Here is a 23,650-nt window from a genome sequence, read left to right on the forward strand (position 1 = left end):
ACCTGATGTCCTTTCGGGGCGTCAGCGCGGCAGCGTGATCCGTACGTTCAGCCCACCGCGCTCGCTCTTGGCCAGCCGCACTTCTCCGCCGTGAGCGCGCACGATATCGCGCACAATGGTCAGGCCCAGCCCGGTCCCACCCTGCGCCCCACTGGCAAAAGCACGGAAAACCTCCTCGCGCTGAATGGCCGGAATACCGGGACCGTCATCGTCAACCTCGATGACCACGTTCCGGCCTTCCGCCCGGCCGCTGATCCAGATGCCCGCACCAAGCCTGCGTGCATTCTCGACCACATTCATCAGCATCCGTCGCATGGCATCGGGACGCGCTTCCAGCATCAGATCGGCATCATGACTGACGCCTCTTATCCGGGCACCGCCCCGACGCGCCGCCATCGCCACGTCATCCAGCAGGGCGCCGATATCGAGTTCCACCGGCGTCTCCGCTCCTTCGCCACGCGCAAACGACAGATACCCCTCGATCATCCGCTCCATTTCCGCCACGTCCGCCACCATATCGACGACGTCCTCACGGAGTGTCGCGGCATCCACGACGCCTGACTGCGGCAGCATGGCCAGCGAGAGACGCAGGCGGGTAAGCGGTGTGCGCAGATCGTGCGACACGCCAGCCAGAACCGCCGTGCGCTGCATGACGAAACGCGAGATCCGGTCACGCATACGGTTGAAGGCCACCGCCGCCCGTCGCACCTCGCGTGCGCCTTCCGGACGGATCGGCTCCACATCCCGTCCTAGTCCAAACTGCTCCGCTGCCTTGCCCAGCCTGCGGATGGCACGAACCTGATTGCGCATGAACAGGGCGGCAATGGCGAACAGCAGCAGCGAACTGCCGATGGCCCACAGCACGAACAACCACAACTGCCCCACGTCCAGCCGTTTGCGGGGCGTGTCTACGCTGAGCACACCATCGGGAAGCTGGATGCGGATGTACACGCGATGTTCGTCCGTCAGCCAGTCCACAAAGAACGGACGGGCAATGGCTGCCTGAAGCGCATGGACCAGATCTTCGTCCATCGGCCCGATCACATGGGTGGAGCCGGTACGTAGCAAGCGTGAGCCCTGCCGCCACTGCATGTCGAGCTGGGTGCGCGCCAGCATCTGCCGCGCCAGCCATGCCCGGTCGCCACCGCCACGATAGCGTTCCATCAGATCGAGCGAGAGAGCGATATCCGCCACGACACTGTCGGACATGCGGCGCGACATCACGCGCAGATAGGTGCCGTAGAACAGTTCGAGCGCAATGCCCTCCGTCACCAGCATCGGGATCAGGACGATCAGCAGCGCGCGCGCAAGAAACGAACGCGGCAGGACGCGCCGGACAGAGCGTTCGAACTGTTCGTCGCTCCAGAACGTGCGGAAACCGCGCACGCTGCCTTACACGCCCGGCTTGAGGACGTAGCCCTTACCACGAATCGTATGCAGATAGCGCGGCTCCTTGGGATCGGTCTCGATCCGGCGGCGCAGGCGCGTCACTTGCACATCCACCGCCCGCTCTCCGATCTCGGTCATATCCAACGCCGCCGCAATATCTTCGCGTGAGAGTACCTCGTTGGGGTGACGCGACAGCACGCTCAGAAGCGCCGATTCGCCGCCCGTCAAGTGCACCGTTCCGTTCTCGCCCGTCAGCATCCCGCGCGCGGGATCGAACTCCAGACTTCCGAGCCTGACGATCCGCAACTCGCCCGTGGGGGCTGGAGGCGCGAAACGCCGCAGATGCGCCTTGAGTCGCAAAAGCAGTTCACGTGGCTCGAATGGCTTGCCCAGATAATCATCGGCTCCTGCCTCCAGCCCCGTGATCCGGTCCTCAGGCTCGCCGCGAGCCGTCAGCAGCAGGATGGGAATATCCAGCCCTTCTGCACGTAGAGAGCGTGTCAGCGTCAGACCGTCCTCGCCGGGCATGGTCACATCCAGCACCACGGCATCGGGCAGCATGAAGCTCAGCGCCTGCCGGGCGTCCGCCGCAGAAGCGGCCACCGTCACGCGGAAGCCGTGCTCCAGCAGATAACGCTGCAAGAGTCTGCGCAAACGGGGATCGTCGTCCACCACCAGCACATGCGCGCTTCCCATGCCCTCATCGGCCGTCGCGGGACGGCCCATACCTTCCACCGTATCACCGGCCATCACGCATTCTCCTTCCCACCTGCTTCTGGCCCACCTGCGCCCGCATCTCCACATTCCGGGCCAGAAGATCACGACTGTGCTCCGACAGCATACCCCGCAAGACCTGACGGAATCCGCGCACAGCCCCACTTCCGGCCTCACGATACGCTCCGACCATCAGTTCACGTTGAGCCGCGAACAGCCGCGCCTCCATGGCCTGTCCTGTCTCGGTCAGACTGAGAAAGCGCTGCCGCCGATCCTGCCGCCCCGGCTCGGACGCCACCAGCCCACGGACATGCAGTTCGTTCAGGGTGCGGGCCAGACTCTGCTTCGCCACGCCCAGCACGGACTGTAATTCCCCCACCGTCAGACCGGGCAAAAGCGCCAGCATCTGCAAGGCGCGGTATTGGGCCGCTCCCAGTTCCATTTCCTCAAGAAGCGGAGCAATGGTGCGACCAAGATCGAGCCACGCCAGCACCATGAGCTGCTGGGCGCCACGAATCTCCTGTTCACGCAGGAAGAGGACATCTGCCCCCGCCCCGATGTCGCTCTGTCCCCTTCCGAAGCCGTTCATGCCGCACGATGAAAGGGTGAAAATTTCTCCACACGCTTGCGCAACATGCCCACGGTCCGCGCCCGCGCCAGACCGGCATCGAGCACCTGTTCCACTACCCGTCGGTCGCTGCCACCGAGCCAGGCGAGAAAAGTCGGCACATACACCGTCGCCAGACTGACACGCTTGGTCACCCATGTGACGCCGCCCGATGTGTCTTCCGCCGCCCGCCATATGGAATCGACCGTCCGCGCCAGCATCCGCCCCGACGCCGTGCCGGAACAGGGTGACAGAGCGATCCCGCAAGCCCGACGTTCCGCCGCCCGAAAAGGCTCCAGAATGTCCAGACGTTCCAGAACGCAATGCCGCACGCGCTCCGACAGCCGCGGATAGGCTCCCATATCGAATGCCTGCTGAGCACGCCGGACCATCTCCCGATCCACCAGATCGGCCCATGCCTCGACCATTTCGGCCGGTCCACCGGGGAAGAGCAGATCCGCATCGCAGCCCGCCACCTCCTTCAGCGCGGCGAGCGTCCACCCTTTCTCACCCGCCTGCGCTGCCAGTTTCCACAAAGCCTCCTCGCGCTCTGGATCATGGTCCAGCACAGGAGGCGTCATCGTCTGCATGAGCGAATACCCCGCCCCCATTGCGAAATGGAGCGCCTTTTCCTTGAGACTCATCGCGCCAGCTTCTCCGTCACGGCTTCGGCTGTCAGGAAACGCCCGGCTTCCTCCTCGAATCCAAACAGGCTTAGATCGGGCATGCGCATCGGGTAGAGGATGCCATCGAGATGATCGGCCTCGTGCTGCATCACGTTTGCGTGGAATCCACCGGCCACCCCACTTACGCGCTGACCTATGCGGTCCATGCCTTCATAGCTGATCTGCACGTAACGAGGCACCCAGCCCCGCAAACCCGGAATGGACAGGCACCCTTCAGGGCGCATGGCGATCGCCTCTCCCACAGGACGAAGGACAGGATTGACCAGAACCTGCACGCCCTCCAACGGTTCCTCCCCTTCATGACGACGGGATTCCGGCACGCGACAGACGAAAACTCTTTTCAAAACGTGAACTTGCGGTGCAGCGAGTCCGACGCCCCCAGCATCCCACATGGTCTCGATCATGTCGTCGATCAGCGTCTGAATGGAGGGATCCGTCACATCCTCCACGTCTTCCGCACGCTGTGTCAGGACCGGCTGGCCCATCCGCGCAATTCCCAGCACCGTCATGCCGCCCTCACTTCCACCATTTGCGAGTAGGATACCCCCCTTCGGACGTCGCCGAAACGGGCACCGATTCGAATTGTCTTTTGCCTCGAGCCTGTGGTAAGCAGCCGACCAGTTCATTCAGACGAGTCCTCACGGGGCTTCGTCCATTCACATCAGCTCACGAACCTGTCACGGCTTACCGAGCCAGTGGGTTCGCTCAGGAGAAGACTAGCCAGTGCAGGTTCTCGTTCGCGACAACAATGTCGATCAGGCTCTCAAAGCACTCAAGAAGAAGATGCAGCGCGAAGGTCTCTTTCGCGAGATGAAGCTGCGCCGCCACTACGAGAAGCCGTCCGAGCGTCGCGCCCGTGAGGCCGCCGAGGCTGTCCGTCGCGCCCGCAAGATGGAACGCAAGCGTCTGGAGCGCGAAGGCTTCTAAGCCCGCCTTCTGCTCGCGCAGAACGAAGAACCGGTCCTCCGCAGGGAAGACCGGTTTTTTTATGCGATCTTGCTGGGGTCTTCAGTCGTTGTCCGAGAATGCGCCTCCAGTGGAGGCGAGGAACATCCGCTGCACATCCCCCGGTGCCGTCACATCATTGGCCAGCAGAAGTTGAAGCAGAATCCGCGCTTTCTGCGGATTCATGTCCAGAGACGCCACCAACCCGTGCCGATCATCCGCGACCTCGACATTGCGGTTGACGAACCCCTCGGCCACCCGACTGGCCCGCACAACCACAACACCGGCCGCTACAGCACGGTCCAGACCGCCCAGTGCCGCCTCAGACACGTTTCCGTCACCCATGCCCGCCACAACGAGACCCCGCACGCCATCCGCCACGACTCTGTCGATCGGACGTGCCTCCATACCCGCATGAGCGAAGACGATCTCGACAGAGGGTAGCACCGGATGGACAGGAAGCGTCAGAAAGGCCGGCTTTCCTTGTTGCGTCACCTGCGACACGAAGCGAACCGTCTCCGCGTCCACAAACCCCACCGGACCACCGTTGAGGGAACGGAATGTCTGCAAAGCCGTCGTATGCGTCTTGCTCACACGGCGTGCGGCATGGATGTCCCCATTCAATACCGCCAGCACACCGCGATTATGCGCTAGCGGACTGGCCGCCACTTTCACTGCTTCATACAGATTGGCGGGCCCATCGGCTCCAAGGGCGGTCGCGGGCCGCATCGCCCCCGTCAGTACGACTGGGCGACCATAGGGCAGAATGGTGTCGAGAAAGAACGCCGTCTCTTCGAGAGTGTCCGTGCCATGGATGATGACCACGGCATCAGCTTCATCCTCTGACCATGCCTGACGGATACGCTCCGCCAGTTGGAACCAGACAGATGCGTTCATATTCTGGGAGGCGATATTGGCGATCTGCTCCACCTGCAGCCGCGCCAGATCATCGAGACCCCGCACCCCCGCCACAAGTTCGACCCCCATGACGCCACCAGCATCGTATCCGATGGCGGAGCGTTCATCCGATGTGCCGGAAATGGTGCCGCCCGTTGCGAGAACGAGCACACGCGGCAGGAGAGTTTCCGCTATCGCCACACTGTTGTCTTTCGCCATTGTTCGCTCCCATCCCCGCACATAGGCCAGACGCCCCATGCGAACAACGCGATGTTTGTGGGAAGCGAATTGGGAAAAGGCGCTCACGGCGCCCGCCACGGTTGGAACACCAGCATGCAGACACAAAAAAAACGGCCCATAGGCCGTTTCCAGTTTCGCTCCATCTTCCTTGAGAAAGATGGAGCGGGCGAAGGGATTCGAACCCTCGACCCCAACCTTGGCAAGGTTGTGCTCTACCCCTGAGCTACGCCCGCATCGTCTGCGACGAGGGGTTATCTAGATCAGGCTCTCGGTGGACACAACCCACAAAATGCCATTTGGAAAAGAAAAATTTCACTCACGCCAAGACAGCCCGCTCATTTGGGAAAAATCGTTCAGATTCCGGGCAACTCGTTCACCGTCACCACACGCCACGAACCATTGAGGCGCTCCAGAATCGTCAGAGACAGGTTCTGGATGGAAAAATGCAGCGCCTTATCCGCATCGATTTTCAGGGCATGGGCAATGGCGGCCCGGATTGCGCCTCCGTGGCTGACGACAATCATGTCCTCCTTGGCATGTGTCTGGGCCAGATGGTCGAGCGTGCGCCCCACGCGACTACAGACAGTCTCCATGCTTTCCCCACCCGGTGGCGTCTCGCTGGCGGAAATTGGCCAGAAACAATGCGGCGCTTCTTCCAGACGATCAGGAAATTCGTCATGGGAAAGCCCCTGCCATTCTCCCAGATCCTGCTCGACAAGTCCGGGTTCCACCGTCAGACCACGCGCGCCATAGCCGGCGTTCTGGATGGTCTGGGCGGTACGCCGCGTGCGTGACAGCGGCGAGATGAACCACCGCGCCTCACGCGGCAGACGACGAGCCAGCGCCTCATACATCGGCTGCTGCGCGACGAGACTGTCGGGACATAACGGAACATCCATGGTGCCGTACATCATCGTGCGGGCGTTCTGCTCCACCAGCGCGTGACGAATCAGCCAGAAACGGGTGATGCCGGGCTCCAGTATGGGCGCATCGAGAAAATGCCCGTGATTACGCTGATCCACTGCCGTCGCGTTCATCGTCCCGTCTGCCATTATCGTTTTCCAGTCCAGCCTGTCATATCGTCTTCATCGCACATCACCGGCGCATAAGTCGGCTGAGGATCGTGACGGGCGATCCGCGCCCAATGCCGACGGATCAGCGCCACCTTGGCGAGAATCCTTCGCGCGTCCGCAATCTCGCGAGCCAGCCGGACATCCGTGTCCATCCCCTCATGCGACGGCTCACCCGAGACGAGCCGTGCACCCGCCGAAATCCGCAGAGCACCCGCCATATCGCCCGCGAGTTCCGCGCTTGGAACCGCGACCGGCTGCCCGACATGGCACAGAAGACCGGCATTCGGGTCATGATAGACCGTCTCATCGGGAGAAAAAGCAGGGCGCAGATCCGCATTCAGCCAGCGATACAGGCGCCGCGCATCTTCCAGATGCATTGGACGGAACGTCGCGCCATCCTCTACGCCATCGACCGCGCGCACGAGAAAACACAGGATGGTGCTTCTGTCGTCCCATTCCTGCGCAAGATGCGGACGAATCGGCGAGGGCGTTGCCAGCAGCCGGATGTCATCCGCCTGTTCCATGGCATCACGCACGGCACCAAGGAAGACATCGAGCCTGCGCCCGATTTCAGGGGTTGGCACCGCTTCAAGCGCTTTCATCTCGGCAATGGCCGCTTGCCAGCGCAGAATCAGCCCGTGATTGGAGACCGCCGACAACTCACGCGTCGCAGCGCAGGCGGGCCACTCCCCTTGCCCTGCATAATCCTTCAGGCCAGCTGGCAGGTCATCGGCGGCCTCCAGCCGCGCCCGCCACGTTTCGGGCAGCAGCAACGCGCCGCAGAACGGTGGACCGGTAACGAATTTCGAGCCCGTCACCATGACCGCACGTCCGGCGCGGACCCATCCCCCCACACGTTCGGGCATGAGACGCGCCTGACAAGCATCGACCACGACATCCAATGTAGCGCCGGATTCTTCGGCCAGTGCCGAAAGTTCTCTCTCATCAGGTGCAAGGAGGCCGGTCTTGGACAGGTCAAGCTGATGCAGCAGCACATGACGACCGTGTCGTGCGGCCGTTTGCACGAGATTTCGACATTGCCGCGCCAATTCGTCGGCAGGCACTTCCTCGCCGTTGGGACATCGGAGAGGCACCACCTCGACCTCAACCGCCCCGGCCTTGCAAAAGCCCGGAATGATCGCCCCCCGCTCCACATGCGGAACACGCGCCGTGTCACTGGCGAAGTGCCGCCCTGCTGCCGCCAGCGGCACACCGCTTCCGGTTTCTTCGGGCGCAATCAGGATATTGGTGACAGGACGATGCGCCGGATTCCGCTCCGAGAGCACCAGCGCCGCCAATTCGCAATCCGTGCCGGACGGTGCGAGGATGACGTGCTCGCCATTCGGCAAACCGAAATGCCGGGCAAGAAACGACCGTATCTCCCGCGCCATCGCGGCCAGTGTTTTCTGCCCCTCATCATGCAGCAGCGCCCTCTGAAGGCGCAGCCGCGCCTGCTCCGCGCCCGCAAAGCCTCTCTCCGAGACGGACGACGCGGTCGAGGACGAAAAGGTGACAGCCCAAGGCCGAGGTCTGTGAGAACAGCCGTAATGATTGAGGCCGGTGTGCGGATCGAGTTCAAGGCGGGCGTCGCCCCCCGCCGCCATCAGGGTTTCGGCTGGACCGATCAGATTCCACGTCCGCGCGAGCCACTCCGAAACAGCCCGAGCGGCCTCCCGATCCAGCGAAACGGACAGAACGCCAGCAGGGAAAGAGAGAAACGGTCTCAGAACCGGCCAGAGAGCAGCCACACGCGAAGCGGAGAGCGGCGTCCGGCCTCCCATTTCCCGCGACCAGTCCGGGATGTCGTCCGTCTCGCCATCCAGCGCCCGGAACAGTGCGGCCGTTCGCGCGGCGGCGAAGCTTGCACGCAGACAGGGCGCAAGGAGCCCGCCGCTTCCCTCCACAAGGGCGGCAAGCTCCAGAGCGTGACGCAGGATGCCCACCTGATTAGTTGTAAGGCGCTTGGCGGTGAAGTTTCCCGACAGGCCTAGCGTGCCGTCCATCATGACTCGAAAAGGCGCTTCTCCGTCAGGGAGAAGGCGGAGCCTGCGCCCTTCGGCCACGACCTGCAGATCGGGGCGTGCGGGAATACACGACCGTGCCATCACGGGAGGGTCTGCCAGCATTTGCGCTTCCGTTTGCCGTCAAAAGGACATCATGTGTGCCACAAGCATCGTCAAAGTGACATGAACATGTCCATGTTACAGTCAAATGACAGGTGATAATCCGTGCACACGCGCTGGTGATGAGACGTTGTGTTGGTTATTAGACAACAGGTAAGCCTTTGCCGGGCACTCGAAACGGGATGTTCTGATGCGTATTCTTTTAACAGGCGGTTGCGGCTTCATTGGCTCCGCCGTGGTGCGCCACATTATCGGCGCAACCGATCATTCGGTCCTCAATGTGGACTGTATGACCTATGCCGCCTCGCCCGAAACCGTGGCAAGCGTCGCGTCTTCGGACCGCTACCAGTTCGCGCAGGTGAACATCACCGACGGTCCCGCGCTGGCGAAACTGTTCGAGAGCTTCCGTCCCGACGCCGTGATGCATCTGGCCGCCGAGAGCCATGTGGACCGTTCCATCGACGGTCCGGGCGTGTTCATCCAGACCAACGTGGTCGGCACCTACACCTTGCTCGAAGCCGCGCGTGGCTATTGGCAGACGCTCGATGAGACCGCCCGCAAGGCGTTCCGTTTCCATCACATTTCCACCGACGAAGTGTTCGGCGCGCTTGGTCTGGACGATCCGCCGTTCACCGAAACCACGCCGTATGACCCACGCAGCCCGTATTCTGCGTCCAAGGCGTCGTCCGACCATCTAGTTCGCGCGTGGTTCCACACCTACGGCCTGCCGACCTTCGTCACCAACACCACCAACAATTACGGCATCTGGCACTTCCCCGAAAAGCTGATCCCGCTGGTCACGATCAATGCGATCGAGGCCAAGGAACTGCCTGTGTATGGAAAGGGCGAGAACATCCGCGACTGGCTGTTCGTAGAAGACCATGCCGAAGCTCTGGTACGCGCCGTTGAGGTGGGTGAGCCGGACGAGACCTACGCCATCGGCGCCCGTCAGCCGCGCACCAATCTTGAAGTCGTCAAGACAATCTGCGCCGTACTCGATGAACTGCGCCCCGATCCCGCCGGTCCGCGCGAGCGCCTGATCCGTTTCGTGACCGACCGTCCCGGGCACGATTTCAAATACGAGATCGATCCTTCGCACGCCGAGAAGGCCCTCGGCTGGAAAGCGAAGCACGATTTCGAATCCGGCATCCGTCGGACCGTCCAGTGGTATCTCGACAACCGCGCGTGGTGGGAGTCCATCCGGGCCCGCCGCTACACGGGGGAGCGTCTGGGACAGGCCACGCAGCAGAACTCGGGAAAACACTGACTCATGACCCAGACTCCCAAAGTCGAAACGAACATGAAGGGCATCCTGCTCGCCGGCGGATCGGGCACGCGCCTGTATCCGATGACGCTGGCCGCGAGCAAGCAGCTCCTGCCCGTCTATGACAAGCCGATGGTCTATTACCCGCTCACCACGCTCATGCTGGCGGGTATCAAGGACATCATGATCATCTCCACCCCTGCCGATCTGCCGCAGTTCAAGCGGCTGCTGGGCGATGGCTCGCAATTCGGCGTGCGTTTCGAATACCGCGAACAGCCCACCCCCGACGGCATCGCGCAGGCCTTCATCATCGCGGGCGACTGGCTCAAGGGCTGCCCCTGCGCACTGGCGCTGGGCGACAACCTGATCTTTGCCGATCATCTGTCGAAATCGCTCCAGAAGGCCGCGATACTCAAGAAGGGCGCGACCGTCTTCGCCTATCAGGTGCGCGACCCCGAGCGTTACGGCGTGGTCAGCTTCGATGAGAACGGCACCGCCCTGACCGTCGAGGAAAAGCCCAACAAGCCGCAGTCCAACTGGGCGATCACCGGGCTCTATTTCTACGATGAGCGCGTCTATGACTTCGCCCGTCAGGTGAAGCCCTCTCCGCGCGGCGAACTGGAGATCACCGATCTCAACCGTTTCTATCTGGAAGAAGGCTCGCTTCAGGTCGATCGTCTGGGCCGCGGCTGCGCGTGGCTGGACGCCGGACTGCCGGAAAGCCTGATGCAGGCGGGCCAGTTCGTCCACACCATTCAGGCGCGTCAGGGCATGCTCGTCGGCTCCCCCGCCGAGGTCGCCTTCCGCATGGGCTATATCGACGCTCAGCAGTTGCGCACTCACGCCGCCAAAATGGGCAAGACCGAACTTGGCCGCATGTTGCGGGAAGTGGCCGATCACGCCGATCAGGTGTGAGGAACAGGGGCGCGGACGATTTTTCGCGCCCCTTCTCATATTTACCCTTAGCCTCGAAAACCGAGGCGCACCGACATCGCCCCACTTCCATCCCGGCGATGTCCTCATTTCGTGGAGCTGAATCATGAAGGTCGAACGTCTGGCGATTCCTGACGTCATCCTCGTCACCCCCCCGAAATTCGCGGATAATCGCGGGTTCTTCTCCGAAACCTACAATATCCAGCGCATGAAGGATGCGGGCATCACGCAGCCTTTCGTGCAGGACAACCAGAGCCTGTCGCGCCAGAAAGGCGTGGTGCGTGGCCTGCACTGCCAGCTCGATCCGCACGCGCAGGGCAAGCTCGTGCGCTGCACCAAGGGCGCGATCTGGGACGTGGCCATCGACGCCCGCACCGGCTCGCCCACCTATGGCAAGTGGGTGGCCGCTGAACTGTCCGAGGACAACTGGTCGCAGCTGTGGATTCCGCCCGGCTTCCTGCATGGCTTCTGCACCCTGACCGAGAATGCCGAAGTGCAGTACAAATGCACGGGCCTTTACGACAAGGCCTCCGAGCGCGCAGTGATCTGGAACAGCAAGGAACTCGCCATCGACTGGCCCATCAAGCCGGAAGAAGCAGTGCTGTCCGAGAAAGATCTGGAAGCCCCTGAGTTCTCCGCCGCCAAGGGATGGTTTCATTACTCATGAGCAGCACAGCCACAGGCCCCATCCTCGTCACCGGCGGTAACGGGCAGCTCGCCACATCACTCGCCAATCTTGGGGGAACGCGCGTCGTGCGCGTCGGTCGTCCCGAGTTCGATTTCGAGCACCCCGAGACCATCGAAGCCACGCTGGCGAAATACAATCCCTCCGCCGTGGTGAACGCCGCCGCGTGGACCGCCGTCGATCTGGCCGAGACCGAAGTCGCCGGTGCTGAAGCCGCCAACTGCACAGGTCCCGCCCTGCTGGCCGCAGCTTGCGCCAAACGGAACATTCCGTTCGTGCATGTTTCCACGGACTATGTGTTCTCGGGCGACAAGGGCGCGCCGTATGTGGAAACGGACCCCGTCTCTCCCGAGACGGTCTATGGCCGCACCAAGGCCGAGGGTGAACAGAAAGTGCTGACGGCCGATCCCAAGGCCATCATTCTGCGCACGTCATGGGTCTATTCCGCCCACGGCAAGAACTTCGTGCGCACCATGATCAACGCGGGTGCGAAGAATCCGGCCCTCAAGGTCGTGGGTGATCAGCGCGGCAACCCGACCTGCTCGGACGATCTGGCGCAGGCCATTCTGGACATCCTTGGCCTCATTGAGCGCAATGGATGGAAAGACGAGTTCGCGGGCATTTACCACGCCTGCGGCACGGGTGAGGCCACATGGCATGAACTGGCCGTTGCGGCGCTGGAAGAAGCGGCTAAGCACGGACAGAAGATGCCCGAGGTCGCGGCCATCCGCACCGAAGACTGGCCGACACCCGCCAAGCGTCCGGCCGATTCGCGCATGGACAACGGCAAGCTGGCACAGGTGTTCGGCGTGAAGATGCCGCAATGGCGCGAGAGCGTGGTCCGCACGGTGACCACGGTGTTCGAGAACAAGACCGCCTGAGCGGCTTAGGACCGGGGCTTCGTGGCTCCGGTCCTTCTTCCCTACTCTAACACCTGTCGCGCATCTGACGTCGCAGGTCTCTGACCAAATCCGCACATACAGACAAAGTGGCCTTATTGCATCAAGGTCGATTGCTTCGGACAAAAGACCCTTATGCCCGCGCGAGCCGTGCACATCATGTTGCACTCGCTCCGCTCCAATCGCATCGAATGCAGCATAAACTCCATTTACAGCACCCCCTAGACCGGGATGCCACCTCTTTGCCCGTCATCCAGCCATCATTTGATACATTTGGCGTATTCTGCGACAACACACCTTCATTAAACACTGGCGCCCCGCGTCTGGCAGCCCTGCAGGAGTGACCGCATGTTTCTGGCTCATCGGACCGGACAGCCCGCCCGCGCCGTGGAGACGGAAACAGACGCGACAGGCGCGGTCTGGCTCGATCTGGTGGATCCGACCGACAATGAGCGGGCGCTGGCGGCACGAATCTGCGGTGAAAGCATCCCGCAGCGCAACGATCTCGAGGAAATCGAAAGTTCGTCCCGTCTTCATACGGAAGAAAACGCGGTCTATGTCTCCACACCTCTTGTGCGGCGCACGGACACGGAACTCGATTCCACCCCGATCGGGTTTGTGCTCACCCGAAACCATCTCGTGACCGTCCGTTTTTCGGACTACACCTCCTTCAATACTGCGGCGCGTCAGGTCTCCGACACCCCCCATGCCATCAGCAGCGATGAAGCTCTGGTGGTCATCCTCGAATGCATCGTGGACCGACTGGCCGATGTGCTGGAACAGGTGGGGCTAAGCCTGAACCAGCTCTCCCGCGATGTCTTTTCGGGCTACAATCCCAAGCGGGACCAGCGCGTCGCATCGTGGCAGCGCACCATCATGCGGCGGGTCGGTCACGCCGAGGATTTCGCCTCCCTCGTGCGCGACAGTCTTCTGGGACTGGACCGCATCGCCATCTACATCAGCGAGAACCGCAAGCGCGAACTGGCCAAGGGGCTGGAAGCACGTCTCGCCACAGTCAATCGTGACGTTTCCTCCCTGACCGATTTTGTCTCCCAGTTGTCCGGAAAAGTCGAATTCTTGCTCGATGCGGCGCTTGGCTTCATCAGCATCGAGCAGAACGACAGCATGAAGGTTCTCACGGTTGTCAGCTTCATTGGCGTGGCGCCCACGCTGATCGCCGGTATTTACGGCATGAACTTTAAGAACATTCCCGAGCTGAACTGGGCATGGGGCTACTGGTATTCGCTGGTGCTGATGGCGCTGTCCGTCATTCTGCCGCTGATCTGGTTCTGGAAGCGTGGCTGGCTGAAATGGGGCGAATGATCGCTTCATCGCCGGAGACGTCTCCACTCGCTTGACAAGACCCTCTCACGGACAGTAATGCGAGACTCACCGCCAGCCGGCCGGGCTTTGTCCGGCGGGTGCGTTCCTCAGATCCAGTCTTTTGCCACGACCCTCGGTCGTTCCCTGCCGGCCTTCCGGCTGGCACGCTCCGGATATGGACCCGCAAGAGACCTGGCCCTCCCCGATAGCCTGAAATCAGGGCATTTCCTCACGATGCATCTTGCAGAACTCAAGGCCAAGTCTCCGGCCGATCTCCTGACCTATGCCGAAAGCCTCGGCATCGAGAACGCCTCCTCCCTGCGCAAGCAGGAGCTGATGTTCACCATCCTCAAGACACTGGCCGACAACGACCAGGCGATCTACGGCGATGGCACCCTTGAGATCCTTCCCGACGGCTTCGGTTACCTCCGCTCTCCAGAAGCCAACTATCTCCCCGGCCCCGACGACATCTACATCTCTCCCGTGCAGGTGCGCCGCTTCGGCCTGCGCACCGGCGACACGGTCGAGGGCCAGATCCGCGCTCCGCGCGACGGCGAGCGTTACTTCTCGCTGCTCAAGATCAACACGATCAATTTCGAGCCACCCGAAGCCGTCCGTCACCGCATCAATTTCGATAATCTGACGCCGCTCTACCCCGAGCGCCGGCTCCAGATGGAAGTCGAGAATCAGGCGGTCGACCTTGAGCCACCCGCCAAAGGTAAGAAGGGGCAAACACGCGATCTGACGTCCCGCGTCATCGATCTCGTCTCTCCCATCGGCATGGGCCAGCGCGCGCTGATCGTCGCCCCGCCACGCACCGGCAAGACCGTGATGCTCCAGAGCATCGCAAGTTCGATCTCGGCCAATCACCCCGAGGTGTTCCTGATCGTTCTGCTAATCGACGAACGCCCCGAGGAGGTGACCGACATGGCCCGCTCCGTGCGCGGTGAAGTCGTGGCCTCCACCTTCGATGAGCCGGCGCAGCGTCACGTGCAGGTCACGGAGATGGTGCTGGAGAAAGCCAAACGTCTGGTCGAGCACAAGCGTGACGTAGTGATCCTGCTCGACTCCATCACCCGTCTGGCCCGCGCCTACAACACCGTCGTCCCTTCATCGGGCAAGGTGCTGACCGGCGGTGTGGACGCCAACGCACTTCAGCGCCCCAAGCGCTTCTTCGGTGCGGCTCGTAACATCGAGGAAGGCGGCTCGCTGACCATCATCGCCACCGCGCTGATCGACACCGGATCGCGCATGGACGAGGTGATCTTCGAAGAGTTCAAGGGCACCGGCAACTCCGAGCTGATCCTTGATCGCAAGCTGGCAGACAAGCGTGTGTTCCCGGCCATCGACATCACCAAGAGCGGCACCCGTAAGGAAGAGCTGCTGGTCGATCGTGCCACCCTGTCGAAGATGTGGGTGCTGCGCCGCATCCTCGCCCCCATGGGCACGATGGACGCGATGGAGTTCCTGTTGGACAAGCTGAAATACAGCAAGACCAACCACGACTTCTTCGAAGCGATGAACAACTGATCGCCCAAAGAAAAAGCCCCGGATTTTCCGGGGCTTTTTTATGTCATCTGACTTTTACGACGTGCCGACACATGGCCAGTCCCGAAAGGTCAAAACGCCACACCCGTCAGACGCTCCGATACTTCCCACAACCGCCGCGCCACGGACGGATCGTGTGCGGATGGCGGAATGATCGCGCAGCCCGGCGGCCCCTTGCGCTCACCCGCGCCATCTGGTCCGTAATAAACGCCGTCCCGTGCCCGACGGGACGCGACCGCATACAGAATCGGCTCAGCGCCCGCCTGCGCCGACTGACCGAACCAGCGGAACGCCTGCGCCGAGCCATGATCGATGATCCATGCCCGCAAGGCACTCACGCCCTTCGCCATACCGTTGCTGACGAGGCTGGTTCGCGCCCAACCCGGATGTGCGATACGTGCGTGCAGGTTCCATCCCTCTTTCTTGGCCCGCCGCGCCAGTTCCAGCCCGAACAGAAGATTGGCCAGCTTGCTCTGCCTGTAGGCTCCGAACGGGCTGTAACGCGCGCGCCACTGGAGATCGTCGAACTGGATATGTGCATGCACGGCGGCAAGACTTGCCACCGGGATGACAATGCCGCGTCCCGCTTCCAGCAGCGGTTTCAACCGTCCGGTCAGGGCGAAATGACCCAGATGATTGACCCCGAACTGCACCTCGAAGCCGTCCACCGTCTCCTGCCGCAGGGGAGGCGCCATCACGCCCGCGTTGTTGACCAGAATGTCGAGGGCTGGAAGACGCGCATGCAGGCCCTCGGCAAAGGCCGCGACCGATTCAAGAGACGCCAGATCCAATCGCGCTGTTTCCGCTTTTGCTCCGGGCACGCGCTTCAGCAGCGCTTTCAGCGCGCTCGCGTTGCGCTCCTCGTTCCGGGCGGCAAGGATCACGTGCGCGCCGAGAGCGGCCAATCCACACGCCGTCTCGAACCCAAGGCCGCTGTTCGCGCCGGTGACAACCGCCACGCGCCCCTCCTGCCGTTCAAGGGATGCAAGAAAATCCGTCGCCGCCATTGCTGCTGTCATCCGTTCGTTACCTCCGATTCGATCCCGCTGATCAGATCCTTGTCGTGCTTCGCCGCTTCCATGGCTTGCGCGATGAGACGACTTTCATTGCTGCGGAGAAAAATCAGCACCCATATGCCGATGATGACCGCCACCGCGCCCACGCCCCATGCGATGGGACCGGAGAGCTTGGTCGCGGCTTGTCCAAGAAAATAGGCTCCCATGCTGTAGCCACCGGCCCAGCAGAGTCCGCCCAGCGCATTGTGCAGGAGAAACGTGTGCCAGGGCATGCGGTTCGCCCCTGCCAGAAGTGCTACGAACACCCGCAGCACCGCAATGAACCGACCGAAAAACACCACCACACCACCATGGCGACGAAAAATGTAGCGCCCCAGAAGAATGCGATCCGCCGTCAGCCCCACATATTTTCCATAGCGATGCAGGAACTTGAATCCGAAAATATGGCCGATCAGATAGCCGAAATTATCGCCCATGATCGCGCCCGTCACACCGGCCACCACCACACCATAGATGCTCAGGTGATGGGTAGTGGCACAGAGAATGGACGCTCCGATCAGCAGGCTTTCCGCTGGCAACGGAAAACCCATGCTCTCGAGCATCACCACGACCCCGATGATGCCGTAACCGTAATGCGAGAGCAGTGTTTCAAGATAATGTAGCAGAAGGATACATCCTGAGAGCGGAGCGGAACTCGTCAGGAACCGTCTGGACACCTCCCTGTCAAGCCTGCACATCCTGTAGACTTCCGCCCGTTTCCCTGTTTTCGCGGAGGTTTCATGACCCGACAGCCCGCCCCATGCGGCACCTGGCATTCGCCCGTCACAGCCAAACTCGCTGCAGGGAAAACCGTCACGCTTTCGGCCGTCGCCACCATGGGAGACGCCGTGCTGTGGCTGGAACGTCGTCCTGCCGAGAAAGGTCGCACAGCCTTTGTGCTGTGGCGCAAAGGGGATGCTCCGCGCGATCTGACGCCGTCCGATATGGATGTCGCCACGAAAGTCCATGAATATGGCGGGGGCGCTTTCACCGCCCGCGACGGGCTGGTGGTGTTCGCGAATCGCCGTGACGAGGACGTGTATGCGCTGGATGTCGCCACAGGCGCGCTGCGTTGCCTGATCCGCGAGCCGGGACTGCGGCACGCGGATTTTGCCCTCTCACCAGACGGCAAACATGTCTTTGCCGTGCGCGAGGATCATCGCGGCAAAGGCGAACCGCTCAACATGCTCGTGGCCCTGCCGCTGCATGGCGACACTCAACACGACAACAGCCGCATCCTCGCATGCGGAGCGGATTTCTACTCCTCCCCCACTCCTTCGCCCGATGGCGCTCATCTGGCGTGGATCGAGTGGGACCATCCCGCCATGCCATGGACGGCCACACGCCTGTGCGTGGCGCCCCTGAGCGGCTCCACGCCCCTCACCCCTGTCCGCGTGCTGGCGGGCGAAAGTAGCACGCCCGAATCCGTGACCGAACCTCGCTGGGCGGACGCACGCACTCTTCTTGCCCTTTCGGACCGTAGTGGCTGGTGGAACCTCTACCGTTTCTCGCTGGACGGCGCGGCCGCCACCGCGCTTTGCCCCATGAAGGCCGAAATCGGCCAACCGCACTGGGTCTTCGGCCAGCGCAGCTACACGCTTCTTGCTGACGGCTCCCTTCTCGCTCTGGTCGTGGAAGATGGACAGACGCGCACAGTACGCCTGACGCGCGGGGAAGAAGGCACCTTCCTCCCCATACCGGTCGATCTGGGACAACCCGATCAATGCCCCGTGCCCCTTGCAGGAAAAGACTCCGCCTTCGCATGGCTCGATGCCCCGGCAGACGCCGCGTCCGCCGTCGTGACAGGGCACCCCGATCAACCACCACACGTGCTGCGTCGCGCCACGGAACTGCCCTTCGGGCGCGAGGACATCGCCATGCCGGAGAGCGTGCATTTCTCACTCGACGATGGCGCGACCGGCCACGCCTTTTTTTACTCCCCCACAAGCCATCGCTACCGTGTGCCCGAGGGTGAACGCCCGCCCCTGATCGTCATGGCCCATGGCGGTCCGACGGCCCGCGCCAATGAGTCGTTCTCATTCAAGGTGCAATGGTGGACCAGCCGGGGATTCGCCGTGCTGGATGTGAATTACAGCGGCTCGACCGGTTTTGGCCGCGCGTGGCGGGAGCGATTGGACGGCCAATGGGGTGTGCGTGACGTGGCAGATTGCATCGCCGCCACGCGCCACATCGCCGCATCGGGCCGTGTCGATGCTCGGCGCATCGCCATCCGTGGCTCGAGTGCGGGCGGCATGACAGTGCTGGCAGCCCTTGCCACATCCGATGTGTTTGCCGCCGGTGTCAGCCTGTACGGCGTGGTGGATCTGCGAGCGTTGGCGCAGGAGACTCACAAGTTCGAGTCCCGCTATCTCGATGGTCTGATCGGTCCGTGGCCTGAGGCGGAAGCCATCTACCGCGCCCGCTCACCGCTTTTCATGGCGGAACATATCCACGCGCCGGTTCTGTTCCTGCAAGGACTGGACGACACCGTGGTGCCGCCCGCGCAGGCCCGCTCGATGGTTGAGGCGCTGCGACGCAATCATGTGCGCTGCCCGCTGATCGAGTTTCCCGGTGAAGGCCATGGTTTTCGCAGCGAAGACACGCTGACACGTGCTTTCCAGCTCGAACTCGCGTTTTATGGCGAGATTTTCGGTTTCACACCTGCGGATCTCGATCTGTCGCCACAGGATCTGGCTGCGCTTGCAGGCTGATTGATGCGGCTATTTCGTAATCATCACATTGGCGATCTGACTGCCGATCTGGCTGAAAGTCGCCTGCAACGATTCTGCATCGGGTGAAACGAAATAGGTGTCGCCGGAGGTGGCGCATCCTTCCATGAGATTCTGCGTCGTCGTATCGACGGACGATGAATGGTTGAAGAGCAGCACATAGATCGTGATGCCCTGTGCCTTGATATTGGTACACAATTCGCTGGTGATGGCGTTCAACTGCACGTAAGCGCTGCCAGAGCCGGACGCACCGAGAGTATTGTCTGACAAACGCCCATAAGCCGTCATGTCGCCGTCTCCGTTGGCATCGGGATAAAGCCCCTGCCCCGAAACGGAGGTCCAGCCATTGGTGCCGTCCGTCATCAGAACAATCACCTTCTGGGTCTTGCCAGTAGCCTGCGGGAGATCTGCGTCCCCCCACCACCCTTGCCAGTTGGAACTAATGGTCAACCAACCCGCCTGCAAGCCGGTGTTGATCATGGTGCCACCGCGCCAGACCATCCGCATGTTGTCGATCGCCGCCAGCAGCGTCGCCTGATCGGAGGTTTCCGGCACGATGGGCTGATAAGGGCAACCCAGATTGGGACCGGTGGCAAACCAGCCGATCGGGTTGCTTGCGTTCGACGTGTAGATCGAACTGCCGGGATAGGACGGGCTTTCTGGATAATTATAGGTTTCGCTAATACTCGCCGGATTGGAGCGATCCCAACTGTTATCGCCGGGCTGCTGTCCCTTCGACGGAGACGCGAGAACAACGCTGTTGCCTCCCGACGTATAAGTCCAGCCAAAACGCCCCCACTGGGGATAGGTGGAGGGATAAATAAAGGCATCGAAAGGGGCTTCGGAGGGCGTCGCATCATCACGATCATGGCCGCCATCGGTGCGTGCCATCATGCAGCCTTCCCAACTTGTCGGACTGTAAGCTTCTTCATTGAAACTGGAAGACAGCCAGTTTGTGTGGGTGGGACCGAAATTCACAACTGCACCAAAAGGCACGATGGAAATCCACGTATCCTTCACGCTGTCATCGGGTAACACGGCCTCGATCAGTGCTTTCGCGCCGTCGCGGGTGGCCTGCATGCCGCTGTGACCGAGTGAGCCGGTGTTGTCGATCACCAGCGCCATCTCCACGCCCGTGGTGGACGCCTGCGCGCTCGCAGACGCTCTGACCGGCAGATCGAACGCATGAGTGTAGGGTATGATGCTGACCGTAGCACTCGCCGTCATGCTGACCGTCTTGTCCGACGCTTCCAGCGACGTGATGGTCGCCGCGCTTCCCCCCGGCCCTGTCCCACCGGAGGTGCCATTACGGGCGAAGTTGAGCCAGAAGACGGCCTGCATATGAGTCGTTTTCGCAGTGGTATCGTTGGAGCGCGCCCCCGCCAGCACAGCCGCATCGACCGCGCTCTGGAGGTCGCTCTTGACGACATTCGCCTCTCCCAGCGTCGTGGCGCAGGCGAATGCCATCAGAAGCACGCCCAGACTCAAACCAACGATAGCCGTGATGCCGCCGCTGCAATCCTGCACCAGAGACCGCACGACACCGCAGGAAAACCGTGCACGGACAGCGCCCCAGATACTCCGCAACAGATGCTGGAAATACTGCCGGCTACGTCCGTTCATCTGCCTTCATATCCGGGCAAAACACGTCTGTGTCCGCCTCAAAGAATAAATAAGGAACAGCAGAAACACGAAGATCATTAAGAAATAAAAAAAGCGGCGCTGGATTCCATGTTCCAGCGCCGCCGCATTTCAACGCGGGATCATCATATGGATGAGTTCCGCGCCTCCCATGACAACCGTCGTGCTGGCCGCCCAGATCAGGGCGAACCAGCCGAAACGCCGGAGAAATCCCGGCTGTGGGCCGTCGGGTGTCGTCATGGGACCGGTTTCAGTGATGGCTGCCCGCAGCCGTCACCTTGCCGCGGAAGATCCGGTAGGACCAGATCGTGTAGCCGAGAATAACCGGAACAATGATGACCGTTCCCACAAGCTGAAAGAGCTGACTCGATGGCGGTGAGGACACGTCCCACAGAGTCAGTTTCGGCGGCACGGCGTACGGCCAGATGGAAATACCGAAACCCGACAGACACAGCAGGAACCAGCCCAGCACACACGCAAACGGTGTCTTGTGCGCCTCCGGCTGCGATAGACTGCGCCAGAACACGATGGCGAGGATCAGCACCAGAACCGGCACGGGAGCGACGAACAGAATGTCGGGCATGTCCGTCCAGCGATGCAGATAGGAGACGTGGATCAGCAGCATGAAAGAGCTGATGAGACCGATGGAGATCAGAAACAGCGGTGCCAGTCTCTTTGCCCAGCGACGGCACTGCTGCTGGAGATCTCCTACCGTGCGCCAGATCAGCCAGCAGGCCCCCAGCAGGGTATAGCCGCACGCAACCGCCAACCCGCAAAAGATGCTGAACGGCGTGAGCCAGTCGAACGGTCCACCAGAGAACGCATCCTCCGTCACGCTCACACCCTGAATAACGCCTCCAAGGATTGCCCCCTGACAGAAGGCCGCGATGAAGGAGCCGGCCATGAAGCCGAAATCCCAGAACGCGCCATAGCCATAAGAACGGCCGATCACGCGGAACTCGAACGCCACACCACGGAAGATGAGCGCGATGAGCATCAGCAGGATCGGCAGATAGAGCGCGGGTAGCAACACGGAATAGGCGCCGGGGAAGACGCCGTAGAGCACGGCACCCCCAAGAACCATCCACGTTTCGTTGCCGTCCCAGGTCGGTGCGATGGTGTTGATCATCACGTCACGACGGTCCCGGTCCTGCTCAAGACCGAAGAGGATGCCGATGCCGAGATCGAAACCGTCCAGCACCACATAGATCGTGATGGCGACGGCGAGAATCACGCCCCAGACAACGGGGAGCCAGTAAGCGGCCGTATCCATGTCAGTATCCTCCCTTGATCGCCTCGGCCTCATGGCCGTGGGATCTCTGCCCGATGAGATCACCGGTCTCGTCGGGCGCAGGCTCACCCAGAACCGGACTCTGACGCAGGGTGCGCACCAACAGGATCAAACCCGTGCCGAAGACAAAGAAGTAACAGACCACGAACGCGGTCATGCTAATGGCCATACTGGGCAGCATGATGGGCGAGACGCTGTGTTCGGTCCGAAGCTGACCGTAGACCGTCCACGGCTGACGCCCAACCTCGGTAGTGACCCAACCGCACAGCAGGGCAAGGAAGCCGGCCGGTGCCATCAGCACCGCCGCGCGCAGCAAAAGCGGGCTATCATACAACCTGCCGCGCAAACGGGCGAAGAGCGACCACAGACCGACGCCGATCATCAGCAGGCCAAGCGCCACCATGATGCGGAAGCTGAAGAAAACGACATAGGAGGGCGGACGGTCTTCTTTCGGAAAATCCTTCAGCCCCGGCACTTTGCCATCGAGGCTGTGGGTCAGGATGAGCGAACCAAGCAGCGGCACTTTCACCGCATAATTCGTGCGCTCCTCTTCCATGCTGGGAATGCCGAACAGCAACTCGGGAGCGTGATCCTCCGTCTCCCAGTCGCCCTCCATCGCGGCGATCTTGGCGGGCTGATATTTCAGCGTGTTCAGGCCGTGCATGTCACCCGCGACAAGCTGGGCGGGAGCCACGATGGTGGCCATCCACATCGCCATCGAGAACATGACGCGGACCGGCTCGCTGGCTTTCTCACCACGCCTGCGCGCGGCCAGCATGTGCCATGCCGCCGTCGCGCCCACCACAAAGGCCACCGACAGGAATGCCGCCAGTCCCATGTGCAGCAGACGATAGGGAAAGGACGGGTTGAAGATGATCGCAGTCCAGTTCTCGGGCAGAAAACGTCCCGTGCCCGGCTCGATGCTGAAGCCCTGCGGAGTCTGCATCCATGAGTTGGAGGCAAGAATCCACGTCATGGAAACAAGCGTGCCGAACGAGACCATGCAGGTGGCGGCAAAGTGCAGCCCTTTGCCCACGCGGTTCATGCCGAACAGCATGACACCGAGGAAACCGGCCTCAAGGAAGAAGGCCGTCATCACCTCGTAGGACAGCAGCACACCCGTGATCGGTCCGGCTTTTCGCGAAAAGACCGACCAGTTAGTGCCGAACTCGTAGGACATGACGAGACCGGAGACGACGCCCATACCAAAGACGAGAGAGAAGACCTTCAGCCAGTAGCGGTAGAGGGAGAGGTACACTTCCCTGCCGGTTCTGAGCCAGTTTCCCTCCAGCACGACCAGAAAGGCCGCAAGCCCGATGGAGAAGGCGGGGAAAACGATATGAAACCCGACCGTGAAAGCGAATTGCCACCGGGCGAGCAACAGAGCGGTCGCAGACGACATCAGCTCGGTTCCTTAGAAAAAACAGCTGTTTATGCACTCCATGTATCAGCCATTCACAGGCTGTCCATGACATGGAACAATTTTTTGTGATCGCACGTCGGATTGTAGGTACCCGCCGCAGACCCTCGACATTTTATAATATTCATAATTTCATTTATTATGTAAATAATAAAAGCCGAAGCGCCACATTTTCCCGTCGGGCACAC

Annotated in this window: 22 protein-coding genes and 1 tRNA gene; 8 read left to right on the forward strand and 15 right to left on the reverse strand. The window is 61.6% G+C overall.

Going from position 1 to position 23,650, the window contains the following annotated elements; all coding sequences use genetic code 11:
* Positions 1-21 precede the first annotated feature (21 nt).
* Genes KUA11_RS12300 through def form a run of 5 tightly spaced genes read right to left on the reverse strand, consistent with a single transcriptional unit; the run spans position 22 to position 3,905 of the window.
* Positions 22-1,386 (reverse strand): ATP-binding protein, encoded by a 1,365-nt coding sequence (locus KUA11_RS12300; RefSeq protein ID WP_368041013.1) that lies wholly within the window; start codon positions 1,384-1,386, stop codon positions 22-24.
* A 6-nt stretch (positions 1,387-1,392) separates the two neighbouring features.
* Positions 1,393-2,115, reverse strand: a complete 723-nt coding sequence (locus KUA11_RS12305) for a response regulator (protein WP_217410697.1) — start codon at positions 2,113-2,115, stop codon at positions 1,393-1,395.
* Between the two features lie 13 nt (positions 2,116-2,128).
* A complete protein-coding gene (locus tag KUA11_RS12310; protein ID WP_217410574.1) occupies positions 2,129-2,692 on the reverse strand; it encodes a MarR family winged helix-turn-helix transcriptional regulator in 564 nt (187 codons plus the stop codon).
* On the reverse strand, positions 2,689-3,354 hold the full coding sequence (locus tag KUA11_RS12315; protein WP_217410575.1) for a ubiquinone biosynthesis protein COQ9: 666 nt from the start codon (positions 3,352-3,354) through the stop codon (positions 2,689-2,691). The genes KUA11_RS12310 and KUA11_RS12315 overlap by 4 nt, the downstream gene beginning before the upstream one ends.
* Positions 3,351-3,905, reverse strand: a complete 555-nt coding sequence (def, locus tag KUA11_RS12320; RefSeq protein WP_217410576.1) for a peptide deformylase — start codon at positions 3,903-3,905, stop codon at positions 3,351-3,353. The genes KUA11_RS12315 and def overlap by 4 nt, the downstream gene beginning before the upstream one ends.
* 214 nt (positions 3,906-4,119) lie before the next feature.
* On the opposite strand from def, the gene rpsU reads away from it, so the two are divergent.
* On the forward strand, positions 4,120-4,323 hold the full coding sequence (gene rpsU, locus KUA11_RS12325; RefSeq protein WP_146887076.1) for a 30S ribosomal protein S21: 204 nt from the start codon (positions 4,120-4,122) through the stop codon (positions 4,321-4,323).
* An 81-nt stretch (positions 4,324-4,404) separates the two neighbouring features.
* Here rpsU and KUA11_RS12330 read toward each other — a convergent pair whose 3' ends face one another.
* The 4 genes from KUA11_RS12330 to KUA11_RS12345 form a co-directional block, all read right to left on the reverse strand.
* Positions 4,405-5,544, reverse strand: coding sequence for an asparaginase (locus KUA11_RS12330; RefSeq protein WP_368041014.1), 1,140 nt, complete (start codon positions 5,542-5,544; stop codon positions 4,405-4,407).
* Between the two features lie 92 nt (positions 5,545-5,636).
* Positions 5,637-5,711: transfer RNA gene (locus KUA11_RS12335), tRNA-Gly, on the reverse strand.
* A 120-nt stretch (positions 5,712-5,831) separates the two neighbouring features.
* Positions 5,832-6,530 (reverse strand): histidine phosphatase family protein, encoded by a 699-nt coding sequence (locus tag KUA11_RS12340; RefSeq protein WP_254454908.1) that lies wholly within the window; start codon positions 6,528-6,530, stop codon positions 5,832-5,834.
* Positions 6,530-8,677 (reverse strand): hypothetical protein, encoded by a 2,148-nt coding sequence (locus KUA11_RS12345; protein WP_217410577.1) that lies wholly within the window; start codon positions 8,675-8,677, stop codon positions 6,530-6,532. Before KUA11_RS12345 ends, KUA11_RS12340 begins: the two co-directional genes overlap by 1 nt.
* Before the next feature lie 187 nt (positions 8,678-8,864).
* Between KUA11_RS12345 and rfbB the strand changes: the two genes are divergently transcribed.
* The 6 genes from rfbB to rho all read left to right on the forward strand — a co-directional run bounded on the left by rfbB (position 8,865) and on the right by rho (position 15,308).
* Positions 8,865-9,941: a dTDP-glucose 4,6-dehydratase gene (gene rfbB, locus KUA11_RS12350; protein WP_217410578.1), complete on the forward strand. Its 1,077-nt coding sequence runs from the start codon at positions 8,865-8,867 to the stop codon at positions 9,939-9,941.
* A gap of 33 nt (positions 9,942-9,974) precedes the next feature.
* Complete coding sequence (gene rfbA, locus KUA11_RS12355) at positions 9,975-10,853, forward strand: glucose-1-phosphate thymidylyltransferase RfbA (RefSeq protein WP_217410702.1); 879 nt, start codon at positions 9,975-9,977, stop codon at positions 10,851-10,853.
* A gap of 124 nt (positions 10,854-10,977) precedes the next feature.
* Entirely contained in the window at positions 10,978-11,538 is a 561-nt protein-coding gene (gene rfbC / locus KUA11_RS12360; RefSeq protein ID WP_166312613.1) for a dTDP-4-dehydrorhamnose 3,5-epimerase, read from the forward strand.
* The gene (gene rfbD / locus KUA11_RS12365; RefSeq protein ID WP_217410579.1) at positions 11,535-12,437 is read left to right on the forward strand and encodes a dTDP-4-dehydrorhamnose reductase; all 903 of its coding nucleotides are present in this window, start codon (positions 11,535-11,537) and stop codon (positions 12,435-12,437) included. The genes rfbC and rfbD overlap by 4 nt, the downstream gene beginning before the upstream one ends.
* Before the next feature lie 366 nt (positions 12,438-12,803).
* A complete protein-coding gene (gene corA / locus KUA11_RS12370; protein ID WP_217410580.1) occupies positions 12,804-13,778 on the forward strand; it encodes a magnesium/cobalt transporter CorA in 975 nt (324 codons plus the stop codon).
* 234 nt (positions 13,779-14,012) lie between these two features.
* Positions 14,013-15,308, forward strand: coding sequence for a transcription termination factor Rho (gene rho, locus KUA11_RS12375; RefSeq protein WP_166312610.1), 1,296 nt, complete (start codon positions 14,013-14,015; stop codon positions 15,306-15,308).
* Between the two features lie 89 nt (positions 15,309-15,397).
* Here the strand turns inward: rho and KUA11_RS12380 are convergent, their stop codons facing one another.
* On the reverse strand, positions 15,398-16,333 hold the full coding sequence (locus tag KUA11_RS12380) for an SDR family oxidoreductase (protein ID WP_254454909.1): 936 nt from the start codon (positions 16,331-16,333) through the stop codon (positions 15,398-15,400).
* Positions 16,334-16,341: 8 nt separating this feature from the next.
* Positions 16,342-16,944 carry a DedA family protein gene (locus KUA11_RS12385; RefSeq protein ID WP_194303151.1) on the reverse strand — a complete coding sequence of 201 codons (603 nt, stop codon included), beginning with the start codon at positions 16,942-16,944 and terminating at the stop codon, positions 16,342-16,344.
* Positions 16,945-17,121: 177 nt separating this feature from the next.
* Here KUA11_RS12385 and KUA11_RS12390 point away from each other — a divergent pair, with 177 nt between their 5' ends.
* A complete protein-coding gene (locus KUA11_RS12390) occupies positions 17,122-19,092 on the forward strand; it encodes a S9 family peptidase (RefSeq protein ID WP_217410583.1) in 1,971 nt (656 codons plus the stop codon).
* A gap of 9 nt (positions 19,093-19,101) precedes the next feature.
* On the opposite strand, the gene KUA11_RS12395 is transcribed toward KUA11_RS12390, so the two are convergent.
* From KUA11_RS12395 to KUA11_RS12410, 4 genes are all read right to left on the reverse strand, one after another.
* Positions 19,102-20,733 carry a VWA domain-containing protein gene (locus KUA11_RS12395; protein ID WP_217410584.1) on the reverse strand — a complete coding sequence of 544 codons (1,632 nt, stop codon included), beginning with the start codon at positions 20,731-20,733 and terminating at the stop codon, positions 19,102-19,104.
* A gap of 129 nt (positions 20,734-20,862) precedes the next feature.
* On the reverse strand, positions 20,863-20,991 hold the full coding sequence (locus KUA11_RS12400) for a DUF2474 domain-containing protein (RefSeq protein WP_217410585.1): 129 nt from the start codon (positions 20,989-20,991) through the stop codon (positions 20,863-20,865).
* 10 nt (positions 20,992-21,001) lie between these two features.
* Positions 21,002-22,024: a cytochrome d ubiquinol oxidase subunit II gene (gene cydB, locus KUA11_RS12405; protein ID WP_217410586.1), complete on the reverse strand. Its 1,023-nt coding sequence runs from the start codon at positions 22,022-22,024 to the stop codon at positions 21,002-21,004.
* A 1-nt stretch (position 22,025) separates the two neighbouring features.
* Positions 22,026-23,444, reverse strand: a complete 1,419-nt coding sequence (locus tag KUA11_RS12410) for a cytochrome ubiquinol oxidase subunit I (RefSeq protein ID WP_217410587.1) — start codon at positions 23,442-23,444, stop codon at positions 22,026-22,028.
* Positions 23,445-23,650 lie beyond the last annotated feature (206 nt).

This window comes from Acetobacter estunensis (genome assembly GCF_019083805.1).
Taxonomy (GTDB): Bacteria; Pseudomonadota; Alphaproteobacteria; order Acetobacterales; family Acetobacteraceae; genus Acetobacter; species Acetobacter estunensis_A.